Consider the following 18,193-nt stretch of genomic DNA (forward strand, 5'->3'; position numbering starts at 1 on the left):
GAATCGGTCCTCTCCTACAGATGTACGAACTGCCGGGTGCGCGTGGTGCGGAAGTCAGGGGGCGGGCAGCCGTCGGACGTGCGTGAACGGGGGTCGATCGGATAGCAAGGGCGTATGGCGGTCTTCGTCGCGCTCGGCGCGTTCCTGATGACGCTGGCCGGCGGCTGGACGGCACAGCGCGTGACCGACCGTCGTCACCTGGTGCTGGGCCTGGCCGGCGGCCTGATGCTGGGGGTGGTCGGCCTGGATCTGCTCCCCGAGGCGCTGAAGGCCGCGGGCGAGGAGATCTTCGGCGTACCGGCCGCCCTGCTGCTGTTCGTGGCCGGCTTCCTGCTCGCCCATCTGGGGGAACGGCTGCTCGCCACCCGCCGGGTCGCCCACGGCGGCGCGGAGCACGACTCCCGGGCGCCCGAGGTGGGTCTGACGGCGGCGGCCGCGATGGTCGGGCACAGCGCCATGGACGGCGTGGCGATCGGCGCCGCGTTCCAGGTCGGCGGCGGGATGGGTCTCGCGGTGGCGCTGGCCGTGATCGCCCACGACTTCGCGGACGGCTTCAACACCTACACGATCACGAGCCTGTACGGGAACGCCCGCCGCAAGGCGATCGGCATGCTCGTCGCGGACGCGGTGGCCCCGGTCGTCGGCGCCGCCTCGACGCTCTTCGTCAGCATCCCGGAGCGGGCGCTCGGCTGCTATCTCGGTCTCTTCGGCGGCGTGCTGCTCTATCTCGCCGCCGCGGAGATCCTGCCCGAGGCGCACCACGAGCACCCGGCCCGCTCCACCCTGCTGTGCACGGTGGCCGGCGCGGCGTTCATCTGGCTCGTGGTGGGCATCGCGGACTGACGGCGCCCGGCGGGCCGCCCGGGCCGGCGGGTGCCGGTCCCGGCGCCTCACAGCTTCCCGCCCCGTCCGCCGTCGCGCCGGGGAGGCGCGATCAGCGTGGAGAGGTAGGGCAGCGCCGCGCCGTCGAGTTCGGCGGCCGGCCGCACGGACTCCTCGGGCAGCCCGAGGGCGGACCCCCACACGGCGTCGTCGAGGCGTCCGGTCTCGCGCAGCGCCGCCGCGACCTCCTGCGCCTGCCGTCCGAACTTGTACGCCACGACCGTGCCCGGCCCGTGCAGCGCGTCCTTGAGGACGGCGGCGCCGGCGGTCACCGGGACGAGGGTCAGCGGTTCGGTGCCCTCGGTGAGGACGGCACCCGAGCGGGCGGCGAGATCCTGCATGGCGGTGATGCCGGGCACGGTCTCGATCACCGTGCCGGGCAGCGCCTCGGCGATGGTCTGGGCGAGATAGGTGAAGGTCGAGTACACGTTGGGGTCGCCGATGGTGGCGAAGGCGACGGTGCCGTGCCGCTCCAGCAGCCCCGCGACCCGCTCGCCCGCGGCGTCCCAGGCCGCCTCGCGCCGCCCCCGGTCGGTCCGCTCGTTGAGCGCGAACACGACCCGTACGATCTTCTCCTCGGGCACGTAGTGCAGGACGGTCGCCTCGGCGCGCCCCCGCTCACCCGTGTCCAGCACGGGCACGACGACGACCTCCGCCGCCCGCAGCGCGTTGACGCCCTTGACGGTCACCAGTTCCGGGTCGCCGGGGCCGACCCCGACCCCGATCAGCTTGCTGCTCATGACGTCAGGCACCTCTCCACGAACCGACGGGCGACACCGGGCGTGGACGCCCAGTGCGTGTGCAGGTAACTCGCGTGCACACCTTGCTGTACGAAACCTTCGACCCGCCGTACCGGGGCGCGCACACCCCACGCGGGAGCCGCCCCGGCGCCCGGTTCGACGACGGTCCGGTGGAACTCGTGCCCGCGCATCCGGGTCCCCGCCTCGGCGAGCACACTGTCGGACACGGCGACGGCGTCCCGGTAGCCGAGGGTGAGCCGCTCGTCCATCCGGGCCGAGGCGTCCAGCACCCCGCACATGGGCTGCCCGTCCAGCTCGCGGGACAGATACAGCAGCCCGGCGCACTCCGCGGCGACCGGCGCCCCGCCGAGCGCCAGCTCCGCGACGGCCTCGCGCAGCGGCTCGTTGGCGGACAGCTCGGGCGCGTACACCTCGGGAAACCCGCCCCCGATCACCAGCCCGCCGGTGCCCTCGGGCAGCCGTTCGTCCCGCAACGGGTCGAAGGTGACGACCTCGGCCCCCGCCGCGGTGAGCAACTCGGCATGCTCGGCATAGGAGAAGGTGAAGGCGGCCCCCCCGGCGACGGCGACCGTTCTCCTCGGCCCCGGCCGGGAACGTTCCGGCCCGTCCGGCTCTTCGGGACGCGGCCGTCCAGGTGGGAGCGGGGATCCGGGGGCCCCGGCCCCCGGCAGCGGGACGGGACGGGACGCCGGGGCCGGGGAAGCCAGCACCTCGTCCGCGTCCCAGGCCGCACCGGACAACGCGGGCGCACTGCGCGCCAGCGCGAGCAGAGCCTCCAGATCACATCCCAGGCGCACCTGCGAGGCCATCGCGGCGACCGCCTCCACCGCCCCGTCCCGCCGCTCGGCGACCGGCACGAGCCCCAGATGCCGGGACGGCGTGTCCACCTGCGGCGCCCGCCGCAGCACGCCGAGCACGGGCACCCCGGACGCGTCGAGTGCCTCGCGCAGCAGCGTCTCGTGCCGGTCGGACCCCACCTTGTTGAGGATCACCCCGGCCACCCGCACCTCGGGATCCCAGGAGGCGAACCCGTGCACCAGCGCGGCCACCGACCGCGACTGCGACGACGCGTCGACGACCAGGACCACCGGCGCCCGCAGCAGCTTCGCGACATGCGCGGTGGACGCCAGCTCCCCCTGCCCCGCCGCCCCGTCGTACAGGCCCATCACGCCCTCTACGACGGCGAGATCGCACCCGCGCGCGCCGTGCGCGAAGAGCGGCGCGACCAGCTCGGCACCGCACAGGTACGCGTCGAGGTTGCGCCCCACCCGCCCGGTGGCGAGCGCGTGGTACCCGGGGTCGATGTAGTCGGGCCCCACCTTGTGCGGGGACACGGCGAGCCCCCGCGAGGCGAAGGCCGCCATCAGCCCCGTGGCCACGGTGGTCTTGCCGCTGCCCGAGGCGGGCGCGGCGACGACCAGCCGAGGGACGCTCGTCACCACTCGATGCCCCTCTGGCCCTTCTGCCCGGTGTCCATCGGATGCTTGACCTTGGACATGTCGGTCACCAGGTCGGCGAAGTCCACCAGTTTGTCCGGAGCGTTGCGCCCGGTGATCACGACGTGCTGCGTCCCCGGCCGGTCCCGCAGCACGGACACGACCTCGTCGGTGTCGATCCACCCCCAGTGCATGGGGTAGGCGAACTCGTCGAGGACGTACAGCCGGTAGGTCTCGGCGGCCAGGTCCCGCTTGACCTGCTCCCAGCCCTCGCGGGCCTTCTCCTCGTTGTCCAGCTGCGCGTCGCGCTGGACCCAGGACCAGCCCTCGCCCATCTTGTGCCAGTCGACCGTGCCGCCCTCGCCGCTGGCGCCGAGCACCCGCAGCGCGTTCTCCTCGCCGACCTTCCACTTCGCCGACTTGACGAACTGGAACACCCCGATCGGCCAGCCCTGGTTCCAGGCCCGCAGCGCGAGCCCGAAGGCGGCGGTGGACTTTCCCTTGCCGATCCCGGTGTGCACCACGACCAGCGGACGGTTGCGCCGCTGACGTGTCGTCAGCCCGTCGTCCGGTACGGCGCTCGGCTGTCCCTGCGGCATTACGCGGCCCTCCTGTTGCTTCCCTGCACGTCCCGGACCAGGCCGGCGATCGAGTCGGCCCGCAGTTCGTCCAGCGTCACCGCGGTGCCCTCCAGTTCCGCCGCGAGCTGCCTCGCGAGCCCGAGCCGCACCGGCCCCGTCTCGCAGTCGACGACCACCGAGGCGACGGAGTCGGCCGCGAACAGCCGGGCCGCGCGGCCCGCGAGCGCCACCGGTTCCGGGCCGCCGGTCGCCCGGCCGTCCGTGACCACGACGACCAGGGGCCGCCGTGCCGCGTCCCGCAGCCGCTCGACCCGCAGCACGTCGTGCGCCCTGAGCAGGCCCGCCGCCAGCGGTGTCCGCCCGCCCGTGGGCAGCGACTCCAGCCGCGCCGCCGCCGCGTCCACCGAGGAGGTGGGCGGCAGCGCCACGTCGGCGGCCGACCCGCGGAACGTCACGAGCCCCACCTTGTCCCGGCGCTGGTAGGCGTCGAGCAGCAGCGACAGCACCGCACCCTTCACGGCGCTCATCCGCTGCCGCGCCGCCATCGACCCCGAGGCGTCCACGACGAACAGGACGAGGTTGCCCTCGCGCCCCTCGCGGGTGGCCTGGCGCAGATCGTCCCGCCGTATCACCAGACCGCGCCCCGACCGGCCGCGCGCCCGCTGGTGCGGCGCCGCCGCCTGCACGGTCGCCGCCAGGTGCAGCTTGGTGAGCGCCCCGCGGGGCCGCCGTGACCCGGTGGTCCTGCCGTGCTCGGTCCGCGCCCTGGACCGCCGCCCGGCGGCGCCCTCGCCCAGCCCTGGCACGCTCAGCGCCTTGGTGCGGAACGGTTCCCCGGCCCGTACGGGCTGCTGCTCACCGGCACCGGACGGCCCCGGCTGCCCGCTCTCGCCCGCCCGAGGCCGTGCGGCCTCGTCACCGCCCGGTTCCGTGCTGTCGGCCGCGTCCTGCGGACCCTCCTGGGGACCGTCCCCGGGACCGCCCTCGGGACCGCCCTGCGGGGGCTGCCCGCCGCCACCGGGCCCGTCCGGGTCCGGGTCGTCGTCACCGTCCGTGCCGTCCTGCCCGCCGAACTCCTCCAGCGTCTCGTCGAGCTTGTCCTCGTCGAGCCCGGGCGCGTCGAACGGATTGCGCCGGCGCCGGTGCGGCAGCGCCAGCAGGGCCGCCTGCCGCACGTCCTCCGCCAGTACCTCGGTCCGGCCGGCCCACGCGGCCAGCGCGGTCGCCGTCCGCGCCATCACGATGTCGGCCCGCATCCCGTCGACCTCGAAGGCCGCGCAGGTCGCCGCGATCTGCCGCAGCGCGCCGTCCCCGAGCCGCACGGACGGCAGCAGGTCACGGGCTGCCACGATCCGGGCCCGTACCGCCGACTCCTCGTCCGCCCACCGCGCCGCGAACCCGTCCGGGTCGTCGTCGTACGCGAGCCGCCTGCGCACGACCTCCACCCGCTGGTCGGGCTCCCGGGAGGCCGCGACCTCCACGGTCAGCCCGAAGCGGTCCAGCAACTGCGGCCGCAGTTCGCCCTCTTCGGGGTTCATGGTGCCGACGAGCAGGAAACGGGCGGCGTGCCGCACCGAGACGCCCTCGCGCTCCACGTACGAGGCACCCATCGCCGCCGCGTCCAGCAGCAGGTCCACCAGGTGGTCGTGCAGCAGGTTGACCTCGTCGACGTAGAGGATCCCGCGATGCGCGTCCGCCAGCAGTCCGGGCTCGAAGGCCTTGACGCCCTCGGCAAGGGCACGCTCGATGTCCAGCGCGCCCACCAGCCGGTCCTCGGAGGCACCGACGGGCAGCTCGACCATGCGGGCCGGCCGGGACACCCCCGGACCCACCTCGTGCGGCCCGTCCGGGCACGCCGGGTCGGGCGCGGCCGGCGCACACGAGAAGCGGCACCCCGCGACGACGTCCACCTTCGGCATCAGCGCCGAAAGAGCGCGGACCGCGGTCGACTTGGCGGTGCCCTTCTCGCCGCGCACCAGCACGCCGCCCACCGCCGGGGAGACGGCGTTCAGCAGCAGCGCGAGCCGCAGGTCGTCCTGACCGACGAGGGCCGTGAACGGGAACGGGGTACTCACTGGTCGTCGCCCTCCAGATCGCCTTCGAGCTCCAGATAGGTGGCGCGCAACCGCTCCAGCGTCTGTGCGTCCGGTTCCGCCCACAGGCCGCGCTCGGCCGCTTCGAGCAGCCGCTCCGTGATCCCGCGCAGCGCCCACGGGTTGGACTTCTTCATGAAGTCCCGGTTCTCCGCGTCGAAGACGTACTCCGCGCTGAGCTTCTCGTACATCCAGTCGTCGACCACCCCGGCCGTCGCGTCGTACCCGAAGAGGTAGTCCACGGTCGCCGCCATCTCGAAGGCGCCCTTGTAGCCGTGCCGCCGCATCGCCGCCATCCAGCGCGGGTTGACCACCCGCGCCCGGAACACGCGGTGCGTCTCCTCACCGAGCGTGCGCGTCTTCACCTGGTCCGGGGTGGCGGAGTCGCCGACGTACGCCTCGGGGCTGGTGCCCGTCAGATGGCGCACCATGGCGACCATGCCGCCGTGGTACTGGAAGTAGTCGTCGGCGTCCACGAGGTCGTGCTCGCGGGTGTCGACGTTCTTCGCGGCCACGGCGATCCGCCGGAACGCGGTCTCCATGTCGCCGCGCGCCGCCCGCCCGTCGAGCCCGCGCCCGTACGCGTAGCCGCCCCACACCGCGTACACCTCGGCGAGGTCCGCGTCCGAGCGCCAGTTGCGCGCGTCGATGAGCGGCAGCAGCCCGGCACCGTACGCGCCCGGCTTCGAGCCGAAGATACGGGCCGTGGCGCGCCGCCGGTCGCCGTGCTCGGCGGTGTCCTCGTCGGCGTGCCTGCGGATGTGGTTGCGGTCGGCGGGCTCGTCCAGCTCGGCCACCGCCCGCACCGCGTCGTCGAGGAGAGCGATCACGTGCGGGAACGCGTCCCGGAAGAAGCCGGAGATCCGGACGGTGACGTCGATGCGCGGCCGCCCCAGCTCCGCCAGCGGCACGATCTCGAAGCCGGTCACCCGGCGCGACGCGTCGTCCCACACCGGGCGGCAGCCGAGCAGCGCGAGGATCTCCGCGATGTCGTCGCCCTGGGTGCGCATCGCGGACGTGCCCCAGACGGTCAGCCCGACGGACGTCGGGTACTCGCCGTTGTCCTGGAGGTAGCGCGCCACGAGCGAGTCGGCGAGTGCCTGCCCGACCTCCCAGGACAGCCGGGACGGGATCGCCTTGGGGTCGACGGAGTAGAAGTTGCGGCCGGTCGGCAGGACGTTCACCAGACCGCGGGTCGGCGAGCCCGACGGACCCGCCGGGACGTAACCGCCGCGCAGCGCCTTGAGGATGTGCGTGATCTCGTCCGTGGTGCGGGCCAGCCGCGGCACCACCTCGCGGCAGGCGAACTCCACCACCGCGACCGCCTCGGGCAGGTCGGCGCCGAGGACCTCGCGCACGAGAGCGGCGCTCCCGGACGTCTCCCAGCCGCGTTCCTCCATGCCCTCGGCGATCCGGCGGCACAACTGCTCCAGCAGGTCGACGGCGTCCGCGCCGGTCCGCGCGGGCCCCTCGACGAGGTCCGTGAGCTCCGCCGGCACCTTCACCGGCGCACCCGGCTCGGCCAGCAACTCCTTCTCCGACAGCCCGAAATGGTCCGCGAGGGACGCCCGCAGACCCGGCAGGGCGTTGGCCTGGCCGCCCCACACCTGCGAGGCACGGAGCACCGCCAGCACGAGGTTGACCCGCGCCTCGGCACGAGGCCCGCCGCCGAGGACGTGCAGCCCGTCACGGATCTGCACGTCCTTGATCTCGCACAGATAGCCGTCGATGTGCATCACGAACTCGTCGAACGTCTCGTCGTCCGGCTGTTCGTCGACGTGCAGGTCGTGGTGCAGCTCGGCCGCCTTGACCAGCGTCCAGATCTGGGCGCGCACCGCGGGCGCCTTCGCCGGGTCCAGGTCGCAGACGAGCGCGTACTCGTCGAGGAGCTGCTCCAGCTTGGCGAGGTCGCCGTAGGTGTCGGCACGCGCCATCGGCGGCACCAGGTGGTCGACGACCGTGGCGTGCCCGCGGCGCTTGGCCTGGGTGCCCTCGCCGGGGTCGTTGACGATGAACGGGTAGACCAGGGGGAGTTCGCCGAGTACGGCGTCGGGGGCGCAGCCGCCGCTGAGTCCGAGCCCCTTGCCGGGCAGCCACTCCATCGTGCCGTGCTTGCCCATGTGCACGACCGCGTCGGCGCCGAACGAGTTCTCCAGCCACCGGTAGGCCGCCATGTAGTGGTGCGACGGGGGCATGTCCGGGTCGTGGTAGATCGCGATCGGGTTCTCGCCGAAGCCGCGCGGCGGCTGGATCATCACGACGACGTTCCCGAACCGGAGGCAGGCCAGCACGATGTCGTCCCCGTCGACGTACAGCGAGCCGGGCGGCTCGCCCCACGCCTCCAGCATGCCGTCGCGCAGCCCCGGATCGAGCGTCTCGAACCACGCCCGGTAGTCGGCGAGCGGCACCCGCGCCGGGGCGGACGCCAGCTGTTCCTCGGTGAGCCACTCGACGTCGTGGCCGCCGGCCGCGATGAGCCGGTGGATCAACTCGTCGCCGTTGTCCGGGTAATCCGTCAGGGCGTACCCGGCGTCCCGCAGCGCGTCGAGGACACGGACGGCGGAGGCGGGGGTGTCGAGCCCGACCGCGTTGCCGACCCGGGAGTGCTTGGTCGGGTAGGCGGTGAAGACCAGCGCGAGCTTCTTCTCCGCGTTCGGCTTGTGCTTCAGCAGGGCGTGGCGCACGGCGATCCCGGCGACCCGCGCGGCCCGCTCGGGGTCGGCGACGTACACCGGGACGTCGTCGGGACCCTGCTCCTTGAAGGAGAACGGCACGGTGATGAGGCGCCCGTCGAACTCCGGGATCGCGACCTGCATCGCCGCGTCCATGGGGGACAGAGCGGCGTCCGACTCGTCCCAGGCGGCGTGCGAGGAGGTGAGGCAGAGCCCTTGCAGCACGGGGATGTCGAGGTCGGCGAGCGCCCCGATGTCCCAGGCCTCCTCGTCCCCGCCGGCCGAGGCCTCGGAGGCGTGCGTGCCGCCCGCCGCGAGCACGGTGGCGACCAGTGCGTCGGCCTTCCCCAGGATCTCGTACAGCCCCGGGTCCGCGTCGCGCAGCGAACCGCAGAACACCGGGAGGGCGTTGGCGCCGCGCGCCTCGATCGCGTCGCACAGCGTGTCGACGAAGGCCGTGTTGCCGGACAGCTCGTGCGCCCGGTAGAAGAGCACGCCGACGGTCGGGCGGCCCTCGGCCAGGTCCCGCTCGCCGTGCACACCGAACTCGGCCGTCTTCCTCGGCTCCTCGAAGCCCTCGCCGGTCAGCAGCACGGTGTCGGAGAGGAAGCGCGCGAGTTCCGCCAGGTTCTCCGGGCCGCCCTCGACGAGGTAGCGCAGCGCCTCCGCGACGACACCGGCGGGCACGGACGACTCCGCCATCAACTCCGCGTCGGGGACCGCCTCCCCGCCGAGCAGCACGGTCGGCACGCCCGACGCCCCGAGCGCGGCGAGCCCGTCCTCCCAGGCCCGCTTGCCGCCCAGCAGGCGTACGACGGCGACGTCCGCGCCCGCGACGAGCGCGGGCAGTTCCCCGGCGAGGTCGACGCGGTTCGGGTTGCCGATCCGGTACGCGGCGCCGGAGGCCCGGGCCGCCAGCAGATCCGTGTCGGCGGTCGACAACAACAACACTGTGCTCATGCGGGTGCTCCCGGTGGGATGAAAGGCAGTCCTGTCGGAGCGCCCGACTCGATGAGCCGCCACAGCGCGTCCGTGTCCGCGTGTTCCTCGATCAGATCGCCGAGCAGGTCGAGCTGCTCCTCGCGCAGCGTGGCGAACGACGTGCCGGCGGCCGGCACGAAGCGGCGGCCCGCGGCGGCCGCCACCTCCCGCAGGAAGGCGCGCCGGAACCCGTCCGACTCCAGCGAGCCGTGCCAGTGCGTGCCCCAGACGGCGCCGACCCGGCAGCCGTCCAGGAAGGGTTCGCCGCCGGTGACCTCGGCGACCCCGTGGTGGATCTCGTAGCCCTCGACGTGCTCGCCGAGCGCCTCGCCCACGGGCCGCGTGAGGGTCTTCTCCCGCGCGAACCGCACGCGCACGGGCAGCAGTCCGAGCCCGTCGACGTGTCCCGCCCGCGACTCGACGTCGTCCTCGATGTGCTCGCCGAGGGCCTGGAAGCCGCCGCAGATCCCGAGCACCGGACGCCCCTCGGCGGCCCGCCGGGCGATCGCGTCCGCGAGGCCGCGCTCCCGCAGCCACTGAAGGGCCCGCACCGTCCCCCGGGTGCCCGGTACGACGGCGAGGTCGGCGTCGGCCAGTTCCTCCGCCCGGTCCACGAACCGCACCACGACGCCCGGTTCCGCGGCGAGGGCGTCGACGTCCGTGAAGTTGGACATCAGCGGGACCGCGCAGACCGCCACCCGCAGCACGTCCTCACCGACGGGCGGCGCCACGACGGACTCCCGGACGGTCCCGCGCAGCGAGACCCTCAGTCCGTCCTCCTCGTCGATGCCGAGGCCGTGCCGGAAGGGCAGGACGCCGTACGAGGGGCGGCCGGTGAGACCGTGCAGCATGTCGAGCCCCGGCTCCAGCAGGGACACGTCGCCGCGGAACTTGTTGACCAGGAACCCGGCGACGAGCGCCTGGTCCTCGCGGCTCAGCAGCGCGACCGTGCCGAAGAACGAGGCGAAGACGCCCCCGCGGTCGATGTCCCCGACCACGAGGACGGGCAGCCGCGCGTTGCGGGCGATGCCCATGTTCACGATGTCGGTACGGCGCAGGTTGATCTCGGCAGGACTGCCTGCCCCCTCACAGATCACCGCGTCATACGTGCCCCGCAATTGGGCCAGGCAGTCCAGCACGGTCCCGAGCAGTGCCTCCTGGCGGCCCCCGTGGTAGCCGCGCGCACTCATCTCGCCCACCGGCTTCCCCATGAGCACGACCTGGCTGCTGCGGTCGCTCCCCGGCTTGAGCAGCACCGGGTTCATCAGCGCGGTCGGCTCCACGCGGGCGGCCTGCGCCTGCATGGCCTGCGCCCGCCCGATCTCCGCCCCCTCGCGCGTGACGAACGAGTTGAGGGACATGTTCTGCGCCTTGAAGGGCGCCACCTTCACGCCCTGGCGCACCAGCCACCGGCAGATCCCGGCGGTCACGACGCTCTTGCCGGCGTCGGAGGTGGTGCCGGCGATCAGCAGTCCGCCGCTCATCGGGTACGCCCCTTCGTGAGTCCCTGCGCGAGCAGCCGCCCGGCGACGCACACGCCCAGCGCGAGCCCGCTCACCCGCCGGGACAGCCGTACGGCCCGCTCGATGTCGCGGACGGACACGGCCCGCCCGTCGCCGTTCAGCACGGGCCGGTGCTCGACCCGCCCTCCGTACGAGAGGGTCCCGCCCAGCCGTACGCCCAGCGCCCCCGCGAAGGAGGCCTCCACGGGACCGGCGTTGGGGCTCGGGTGCCTGGCGGCGTCGGCACGCCAGGCGCGCACGGCACCGCGCGGATCGCCGCCCGCGACGGCCGCGAGTACGGCGGTCAGCCGGGCCCCCGGCCAGCCGGCGACGTCGTCGAGCCGTGCGGAGGCCCACCCGTAGCGGCGGTACCTGGCGGACCTGTGCCCGACCATCGCGTCCAGCGTGTTCACGGCCCGGAAGGCGACGAGCCCGGGCACACCGCCGACGGCGCCCCAGACCAGGGCGCCCACGACGGCGTCGGAGGTGTTCTCGGCGACGGACTCGACCACGGCCCGGGCGATCCCGTCGGTGTCCAGCGCCTGCGGATCCCGCCCGCACAGGTGGGGCAGCCGCTCGCGGGCGGCGTCGACGTCGCCGGCGGCCAGCGCACCGCCGACGGTCCTGGCCTCCCGGCCGAGGGAGGTGCCCCCGACGACGGCCCAGGTGGCGGCGGCGGTCAGCGCGACGGAGGCGGCGGGGGAAGTGTGCACGCGGTGGCTCGCGAGGGCCGCGAGAGCGGCGGCGCCACCGGCGCACACCGCGGTGTGCAGCGCGCCCCATCCGCGGTGGTCGCGCCACAGCACCCGTTCCACGGCGCCCGCGGCCCGCCCGAACGCGGCGACCGGGTGCCCGCGGCGGGGGTCGCCGAGGAGCAGGTCGCCGAGGAGGCCGGCGGTGGCGCCGTACGCGAAGACGCGATCGGCACGCACGGGCTCAGCCCGCTGTGGGGTGCGGCAGCACCCTCGTACTCGTCAGGACCCGCAACGGGCAGCCGCGCATGGCGATATGTCCTCACTCAGGGTGTCCGCGCCCTGGTTCGAAGAGACCGGCGGTGAGAGTTCCTGGCTCCCGGGGGCGTTCTTCCCCGGTGACAGTGGCGGGACCGCGCCGGATTCGCACCGGCTTCCTCTCCTGCCGCCGTAGTTGGCTCCGGCAGTCCACCACGGGGTCAGAACAGCCGTCAACTTGCTGTTGACCTGCGAAGGGAGAGTGTGCGAAGCCCCACACGCAGGTGGGGTGCGGGACGGTGTTCCGTCCCGCACCCCACGTGAAGTGATGCCGCGTTGTTCGGTTTTTGTCGGGTTTCAGCCCGGTCGTCAGGCGACGATCAGGTAGATGCCGTACGCCACCGCCGCCGCGCACGCGGCGAAGCAGGCGTACGCGCCGGTCACCGCGAGGGCGGCGGAACCGCCCTGCGTGGCCCCGGACTCGCGCTTGGAGAGGCCGACGATGCCGAGGGTGAAGAGGCCGACGAGGGCCACGGTGACCACGAGGCTGGCTCCGAAGACGGAGCCGAGGGCTGCCCAGTCGATGTTCATGCTGTTCGTTCCTTAGACCGTGGCCGGGCGGGTGGGCTCGGTGGGGGTGCCGGCGTCCGGGGCCGGGATGGTGGCCGTCAGACCGATGTCGGCCGTGGCGACCGGGCCGGCCGGCGGCGGGGTGACCGCGGCGATCGCGGCGGTCACGACGCCCGCGGGCTCGGCCTGGCCGTCGTTGACGTTGGCCATGGTGACCGGCTGGCGGCGCGAGAGCGTCCAGATGACACCGGCGCCGGCCACGAGCAGCACGCCCGTGGTGACGATGCCCCAGGTGCCCTGCTGGGTGAGGAACTCGGCACCGGCGCCGACGAGTCCGGCGGCCGGCAGGGTCAGGCCCCACGCGATGAACATGCGGCTCGCGGTCGACCAGCGGACGACCCCGCCCCTGCGGCCGAGGCCCGAGCCCATGACGGCGCCGGAGCAGGACTGCGTGGTGGAGAGCGAGAAGCCCAGGTGCGAGGAGGCGAGGATGACCGTGGCGGCGCTGGTCTGGGCGGCGAAGCCCTGCGGCGGCGCGAGGTCGGTGAGGCCCTTGCCCATGGTGCGGATGATGCGCCAGCCGCCCAGGTAGGTACCGAGCGCGATGGCCATGCCGGCCGAGACGATCACCCAGGTGGGAGGGTTGGAGCCCGGCGCGAGGACACCGCCGGTGACCAGGGCGAGGGTGATGATGCCCATGGTCTTCTGCGCGTCGTTCGTGCCGTGGGCCAGCGAGACCAGGCCCGCGGAGGCGATCTGGCCCGCGCGGTACCCCTTGGCGGTCGCCTTCTGGTCGGCGCGGTTGCCGATCCGGTACGTCAGGCGCGTGGCCAGCATCGCGGCCAGTCCGGCGACGACCGGCGCGGCGACCGCGGGGATGAGCACCTTGGTGACGACGGTCGAGCCGTTCACCGACGACCAGCCTGCCGACATGACCGCGGCGCCGATGAGGCCGCCGAAGAGTGCGTGGGAGGAGCTGGAGGGCAGACCCAGGAGCCAGGTCAGCAGATTCCACAGGATGGCGCCGACGAGGGCCGCGAAGATGACCTCCGTACGGATGCCCTCCTCGTTGATGATGCCGCCGGAGATGGTCTTGGCGACCTCCACGGAGAGGAAGGCGCCGACGAGGTTCAGCGCGGCGGACATCGCCACCGCCGTCTTGGGCTTCAGAGCGCCGGTCGAGATGGTCGTCGCCATCGCGTTGGCAGTGTCGTGGAAACCGTTCGTGAAATCGAACACGAGAGCGGTGACGATCACGATCCCGAGGAGAAGCGTGATGTGTTCCATTTACCCAGGCTTCTGTTGGACGTCAGTGGCAATTGGAAGGTAGGCAACCAGGGTGAACGGAAGATGAACTGGGGCGGGCAAAGCGGTGACTCGATCGGCGTGGCGCCCCTCCGCTTGTGTGGAATCGGCACCCAAGGCGTCCCGCGGCAGGCGGAATCCCGGGCTCCCTGGCCCCGCCCGAGGTGTCGCAGCCCGCGTGGGGACCCGTCGAGGAGATTCTGGTCACTCGGCAGGCGGCCGCCTGTCGTCGCACCGCCGGCCGAACGGCGCCCACGGGCCGTGATGTCCCCGGAACGGCGACGACGCTCGCCCTCGCAGCCGGACAGGGCGCCCGCCCTGGAAGGATCGCGCCATGGCTGAGCAGCGGCGGGACACACGGGACGACCGGTCCGGACGGGAAGAGCCCCGGGACGCGGGGGAGCGGCACGCGCCGGACCCCGAGGACCGGCTGGCGGAGGCCTGGCGCGAACTCGTGGCGACGGCCCGCCGCACGGTCGCCGACGGGCTGGTCGTCGGCACGTCGGGCAACGTCTCGGTGCGCGTCGGGGACACCGTGCTGGTCACGCCCACGGGGGTGCCGTACGAGCGGCTGACACCCGCCGACCTCGTCGGAGTCGACCTCGACGGCCGCCAGGTGCGCGGGTCGCTGCTGCCGACGAGTGAACTGCCCATGCACCTGGCGATCTACCGCACCACCGACGCGCGTGCCGTCGTGCACACGCATGCCGTCCACGCGACGGCCGTCTCGACGCTCGTCCGCGAGCTGCCGCTGATCCACTACGTGTCCGGCACGCTCGGCGGACAGGTCCGGGTCGCCCCGTACGCCACGTACGGCACCGAGCGGCTGGCCGAGAACATGCTCCGGGCCCTCGTCGACCGCTCCGCCTGCCTCCTGCAGAACCACGGCACGATCGCCTACGGCGCCACGCTCGCCCAGGCCTACGACCGCACCGCCCAGCTGGAGTGGATGTGCCGCGTCTGGCTGACGGCCTCGTCCGTCCCCGGCCTCACCCCCACCCTCCTGACCCCCGCACAGGCCGCGGAGGCGACCGCCCACCTGTCCCACTACGGCCAGCCGGAGTAGCCGACGAGGACCGCCGTCCCCACGAGGACGAATGCCCTCCCCACCACCAGGCCACCCGGCCGAGCCGGCCGCATCCGCCGCCGCCGCGCCACCCCGGCCCGGGAACCCCGCCCGGACGGGCGTTGCCCGCTCTACCGAGGCAGGGGTAGGAATCTTCCGCCGCGACGGCGCTCGGCCGAGGCGGACGTATCCGGCGTTGCTGAGCCACACCCCCGCCTCGGAGGCCCCGCCCGGGCGGGGTGTTGTTCCCGCCGTGACGGCGCCCGGCGGAGGCGGCGGTATCCGGTGGTGCCGAGCCACCCGGCTCCGGCGGGTGTTGCCGCTCTACCGAGGCAGGGGTGGGAATCCTCCGCCGCGACGGCGCTCGGCCGAGGCGGACGTATCCGGCGGTGCCGGGCCACCCCCCGCCCCCCGCCCCGGAGGCCCCTCCCGGCGGGCGCCGCGCGGGTGGGACGCCCCACCGGGCCCGCCCCAGGCCGGGACAGAGCCCCCGGCCCCGCCGGGCGGAACGCGGCTGCTCCCGAGGCCGGCGGGAAACGCCGAGCCCCCGCCCGCTGGCCGAGAGCGGGCTCCCCCGGGAGACTGGACCGGTGCGCACTGTCAAAGCGACGGCCGCCGCCGTCACAGTTGCCCTTGCCGCCGGCGCGGCATCCGTCGCCGCCGGCCGGTTCGCCAGCGATGCCGCGCTGAAGGCACCACCGGGCCGGCCCCTGCCCTCCGAACCCCGCCTCACCGTGCACTCCACGGCCGCGGGCCAGATCGCGCTGACCCGCGCCCTGGCCTCGCTCCGCCCGGGCACGTACGGGCTGGGCGGCGACGGCTCCCACGCCGTCGTCGGCCCCGTCCTGGACACCGCCCCGCACCCCGCCGACACCGTCGTACGCCGTCTGGAGCGCGTCACCCACGGGACCCTGAAACCCGGCGACAAGGTGTGGCTGACCCCGAACCTCCACGTGGGCGACCCGAGCGCCGCCCTCGGCCTGGAACACGTCGACGTGGACGTCCCCGGCGAGCTGGGCCCGCTGCCCGCCTGGTTCGTGCCCGGCGCCCGCGACACCTGGCTGATCACCGTGCACGGCCTTGGCACGACCCGGGAACACCCGATGAACGTCATGCCGTTCCTCCAGCGCCGGCACCTCCCGGTCCTCGACCTCGCCTACCGCGGCGACCTCGGCGCGCCCCGCCCGCAGGACGGGCTGAACCACCTCGGCGAGACCGAGTGGCGCGACCTGGACGCGGCCGTCCGCTTCGTCGTGGACCAAGGAGCCGAGCACGTCATCCTGTACGGCTGGTCCACCGGCGCCACCATGGCGCTGCACGCCGCGGCACACTCCGCGCTGCGCGACCGCATCTCCGGGCTGGTGCTGGACTCGCCCGTGCTGAGCTGGGAGACGACGCTGCGCGCCCTCGCCTCGGCCCGGCGCACGCCCGCCGCACTCCTGCCCCTCGCGGTCCGCGCCGCACAGGGGCGCACGAGCCTGCACGGCGACCGCACCCGCGAGGTCGCGGACCCCGCCCGGCTCACCGTCCCGGTCCTGCTGCTGCACGGCCCCGACGACGTGATCGCCCCCTGGGGCCCTTCGCGCCGCCTGGCCAGGAGCCGCCCGGACCTGGTCACCCTGCACACCGTCCGGCACGCCCCGCACGGCGCCATGTGGAACGCCGACCCGGCCGAGTACGAGGAAGCACTCCGCCGCTTCCTGACTCCGCTGATGTGAAGCCCCCAAATGCCCCAGGGCTGCAAAGCCCCCCGGCCCGGCCGTGGGGTGTCCCGTCACGTCAGCGCGCCGCGCCGGAGTGACGGGACCCGCCGGCGGCCGAGAACAGTCACCCCCGACACCCCAACCCTTCCGTTTCCGCCTCGCGCGACAGCCCGTTCGCACGCCCCGCGCACCCCGAGCACCCCCGTGCAACGACCTCCCCCGATCGGCCGCCGGGGCATTCCGTTTGGGTTTTCGGACTGTCAACCGGAAGACTGCACCTGTGACGTCCCGTAACCCGCGCGACTCCAGGCTCCGACTCGTCCGCCCGCGACCCCTCGCCGCCGCTCCCCGAGCGGTGACCCAGCGCCGCTCACGCCGCCCCGCACCCCGGCCGCCCGAGGGCACGCCGGCGCCCTCGGAACTGGCCCGTATGGCCCGCGCCGGTCTGGCCGGCGCCGCCCGTGTCGCCCGCTGGGCCGACGCGGCGCTGCGTCCCGGCCGCGACGGCGCGACCCCCGACGACAGGGGCACCCTCTCCGCGGCCACCGCCGAACGCGCCGCCGCCGAACTGGGACTGACCCCCGCTCAGGTCTGCGCCGACTGGGACACCGCACGCCTGGCGGGCCTCATCGAGGTGCACGGCAACAGCGCGCGCCCCGGCTGGCGCCTGCGCGCCTGGAACCGCGACGACAGTGCCGTCCTGCGCGGCTGGGTCGCTCTGTTCGACGCCTGGTCGCTGGCTTATCCGGAGCCCGCGGGCCGGGAGCCCGCCGCCGTCGCCGAGGTCGTCTCCGCGATGCCCCAGGTGCTCTCCTTCCTCCAGCTGTCCGCGGGACCCGTGGACGTGGCCCAGCTGCTCGACCTGCTCGAACAGCGCGTCACCGAACTGCGCACCGAGCGCTGCGAGATCCCGTACGGCCCCCGGCCCGAACCGGCTGCGGAGACCGAGGTCGCCGACACCCCGCTCGCCCCCCTCCTCGACTGGGCCCTGCACGCCCTCGCCTCCGTGGGCGCTCTCACCTGCGCCGACGGGCAGGCCACACTGACCCCGCTCGGCAGCTGGGCGGTCTGGGTCAAGCTGGAGCAGATCTGCGTCGCCGCACAGAGCCCCGCGGGGAACATCGAGCAGCCCGCCGAGGACATGCTCCGCGGCTGCGCCCAACTGCGCCCCAACGCGGCCCGCGCCGAGTACCGGGCGTGGCTCGCGGCCCGCCCCGTCGGCAGCGCCGTCACCGAACTCCTGAACGCCGCCCGCGGCGAGGACGCCCTGCTGCGCGGCCTCGCCTTCGAGGCCCTGCGCGTCGTCGGCGCCCCCGCCGAGCCCGACGTGCGCGCCGTCTCCGACGAGACCCCGCTGCGCCCCTACGCCCTGCTGTGGCTCGCGGAGCACGAGGGCCACGACCCGGAGGACGTCCACGAGGTGCTCACCCGGGAGGAGGCCACCTGGCTGTGGGTGGACACGGCGGCCGCCGTCGCCGACCACGGGGAAGCCCCGCTGCTCGTGCGGCACTTGGAGTCCGCCGTGCAGCCGACCGTGCCGGCGCTGCTCGACGCGGTGCGCGCGGTCGGGCACCCCCGGACCGTCCAGGTGCTGGTCGCGCTCGCCGCGGCCCACCCGGACCCCGCCCTCGCCAAAGCCGTGCGCCGGGCAGCGTTCCAGGTGCACACCGGGGAAAGCTGACGGAGCCCCA

Annotated in this window: 13 protein-coding genes and 1 riboswitch; of the genes, 4 read left to right on the plus strand and 9 right to left on the minus strand. The window is 74.2% G+C overall.

Annotated elements, in window-relative coordinates; translation table 11 throughout:
• The first annotated feature begins 114 nt into the window (after positions 1-114).
• Positions 115-843: a ZIP family metal transporter gene (locus tag AC0ZLC_RS27095; protein WP_476754584.1), complete on the plus strand. Its 729-nt coding sequence runs from the start codon at positions 115-117 to the stop codon at positions 841-843.
• Positions 844-890: 47 nt separating this feature from the next.
• Here the strand turns inward: AC0ZLC_RS27095 and cobI are convergent, their stop codons facing one another.
• From cobI to AC0ZLC_RS27140, 9 genes are all read right to left on the minus strand, one after another.
• Entirely contained in the window at positions 891-1,622 is a 732-nt protein-coding gene (gene cobI, locus AC0ZLC_RS27100; RefSeq protein ID WP_476754585.1) for a precorrin-2 C(20)-methyltransferase, read from the minus strand.
• Positions 1,619-3,085: a cobyrinate a,c-diamide synthase gene (locus tag AC0ZLC_RS27105; protein WP_476754586.1), complete on the minus strand. Its 1,467-nt coding sequence runs from the start codon at positions 3,083-3,085 to the stop codon at positions 1,619-1,621. The genes cobI and AC0ZLC_RS27105 overlap by 4 nt, the downstream gene beginning before the upstream one ends.
• Positions 3,079-3,678, minus strand: a complete 600-nt coding sequence (gene cobO / locus AC0ZLC_RS27110) for a cob(I)yrinic acid a,c-diamide adenosyltransferase (RefSeq protein ID WP_476754587.1) — start codon at positions 3,676-3,678, stop codon at positions 3,079-3,081. The genes AC0ZLC_RS27105 and cobO overlap by 7 nt, the downstream gene beginning before the upstream one ends.
• Complete coding sequence (locus AC0ZLC_RS27115; protein WP_476754588.1) at positions 3,678-5,735, minus strand: putative cobaltochelatase; 2,058 nt, start codon at positions 5,733-5,735, stop codon at positions 3,678-3,680. The genes cobO and AC0ZLC_RS27115 overlap by 1 nt, the downstream gene beginning before the upstream one ends.
• On the minus strand, positions 5,732-9,385 hold the full coding sequence (cobN, locus tag AC0ZLC_RS27120; RefSeq protein ID WP_476754589.1) for a cobaltochelatase subunit CobN: 3,654 nt from the start codon (positions 9,383-9,385) through the stop codon (positions 5,732-5,734). Before cobN ends, AC0ZLC_RS27115 begins: the two co-directional genes overlap by 4 nt.
• Positions 9,382-10,890, minus strand: coding sequence for a cobyric acid synthase (locus AC0ZLC_RS27125; protein ID WP_476754590.1), 1,509 nt, complete (start codon positions 10,888-10,890; stop codon positions 9,382-9,384). Before AC0ZLC_RS27125 ends, cobN begins: the two co-directional genes overlap by 4 nt.
• The gene (locus AC0ZLC_RS27130; protein WP_476754591.1) at positions 10,887-11,840 is read right to left on the minus strand and encodes a cobalamin biosynthesis protein; all 954 of its coding nucleotides are present in this window, start codon (positions 11,838-11,840) and stop codon (positions 10,887-10,889) included. The genes AC0ZLC_RS27125 and AC0ZLC_RS27130 overlap by 4 nt, the downstream gene beginning before the upstream one ends.
• Before the next feature lie 107 nt (positions 11,841-11,947).
• A riboswitch (cobalamin riboswitch) is annotated at positions 11,948-12,088 on the minus strand.
• Between the two features lie 139 nt (positions 12,089-12,227).
• Positions 12,228-12,449 carry a hypothetical protein gene (locus AC0ZLC_RS27135; protein ID WP_476754592.1) on the minus strand — a complete coding sequence of 74 codons (222 nt, stop codon included), beginning with the start codon at positions 12,447-12,449 and terminating at the stop codon, positions 12,228-12,230.
• Between the two features lie 12 nt (positions 12,450-12,461).
• Entirely contained in the window at positions 12,462-13,715 is a 1,254-nt protein-coding gene (locus AC0ZLC_RS27140; RefSeq protein WP_476754593.1) for an inorganic phosphate transporter, read from the minus strand.
• A 352-nt stretch (positions 13,716-14,067) separates the two neighbouring features.
• Between AC0ZLC_RS27140 and AC0ZLC_RS27145 the strand changes: the two genes are divergently transcribed.
• The 3 genes from AC0ZLC_RS27145 (at position 14,068) to AC0ZLC_RS27155 (ending at position 18,183) form a co-directional block, all read left to right on the plus strand.
• The gene (locus AC0ZLC_RS27145; protein WP_476754594.1) at positions 14,068-14,799 is read left to right on the plus strand and encodes a class II aldolase/adducin family protein; all 732 of its coding nucleotides are present in this window, start codon (positions 14,068-14,070) and stop codon (positions 14,797-14,799) included.
• Between the two features lie 590 nt (positions 14,800-15,389).
• Positions 15,390-16,517 carry an alpha/beta hydrolase family protein gene (locus AC0ZLC_RS27150; protein ID WP_476754595.1) on the plus strand — a complete coding sequence of 376 codons (1,128 nt, stop codon included), beginning with the start codon at positions 15,390-15,392 and terminating at the stop codon, positions 16,515-16,517.
• A 265-nt stretch (positions 16,518-16,782) separates the two neighbouring features.
• A complete protein-coding gene (locus AC0ZLC_RS27155) occupies positions 16,783-18,183 on the plus strand; it encodes a hypothetical protein (RefSeq protein WP_476754596.1) in 1,401 nt (466 codons plus the stop codon).
• Positions 18,184-18,193 lie beyond the last annotated feature (10 nt).

The sequence above is a fragment of the Streptomyces sp. GLSS-08 genome (genome assembly GCF_056387915.1).

What these genes read in the sequence shown, in the direction of transcription:
- cobI (WP_476754585.1), bottom strand. Translation starts at nt 1,622, where the DNA reads ATGAGCAGCAAGCTGATCGGGGTCGGGGTCGGCCCCGGCGACCCGGAA.
- AC0ZLC_RS27140 (WP_476754593.1), bottom strand. Translation starts at nt 13,715, where the DNA reads ATGGAACACATCACGCTTCTCCTCGGGATCGTGATCGTCACCGCTCTC.
- AC0ZLC_RS27125 (WP_476754590.1), bottom strand. Translation starts at nt 10,890, where the DNA reads ATGAGCGGCGGACTGCTGATCGCCGGCACCACCTCCGACGCCGGCAAG.
- AC0ZLC_RS27135 (WP_476754592.1), bottom strand. Translation starts at nt 12,449, where the DNA reads ATGAACATCGACTGGGCAGCCCTCGGCTCCGTCTTCGGAGCCAGCCTC.
- cobO (WP_476754587.1), bottom strand. Translation starts at nt 3,678, where the DNA reads ATGCCGCAGGGACAGCCGAGCGCCGTACCGGACGACGGGCTGACGACA.
- AC0ZLC_RS27145 (WP_476754594.1), top strand. Translation starts at nt 14,068, where the DNA reads ATGGCTGAGCAGCGGCGGGACACACGGGACGACCGGTCCGGACGGGAA.
- cobN (WP_476754589.1), bottom strand. Translation starts at nt 9,385, where the DNA reads ATGAGCACAGTGTTGTTGTTGTCGACCGCCGACACGGATCTGCTGGCG.
- AC0ZLC_RS27095 (WP_476754584.1), top strand. Translation starts at nt 115, where the DNA reads ATGGCGGTCTTCGTCGCGCTCGGCGCGTTCCTGATGACGCTGGCCGGC.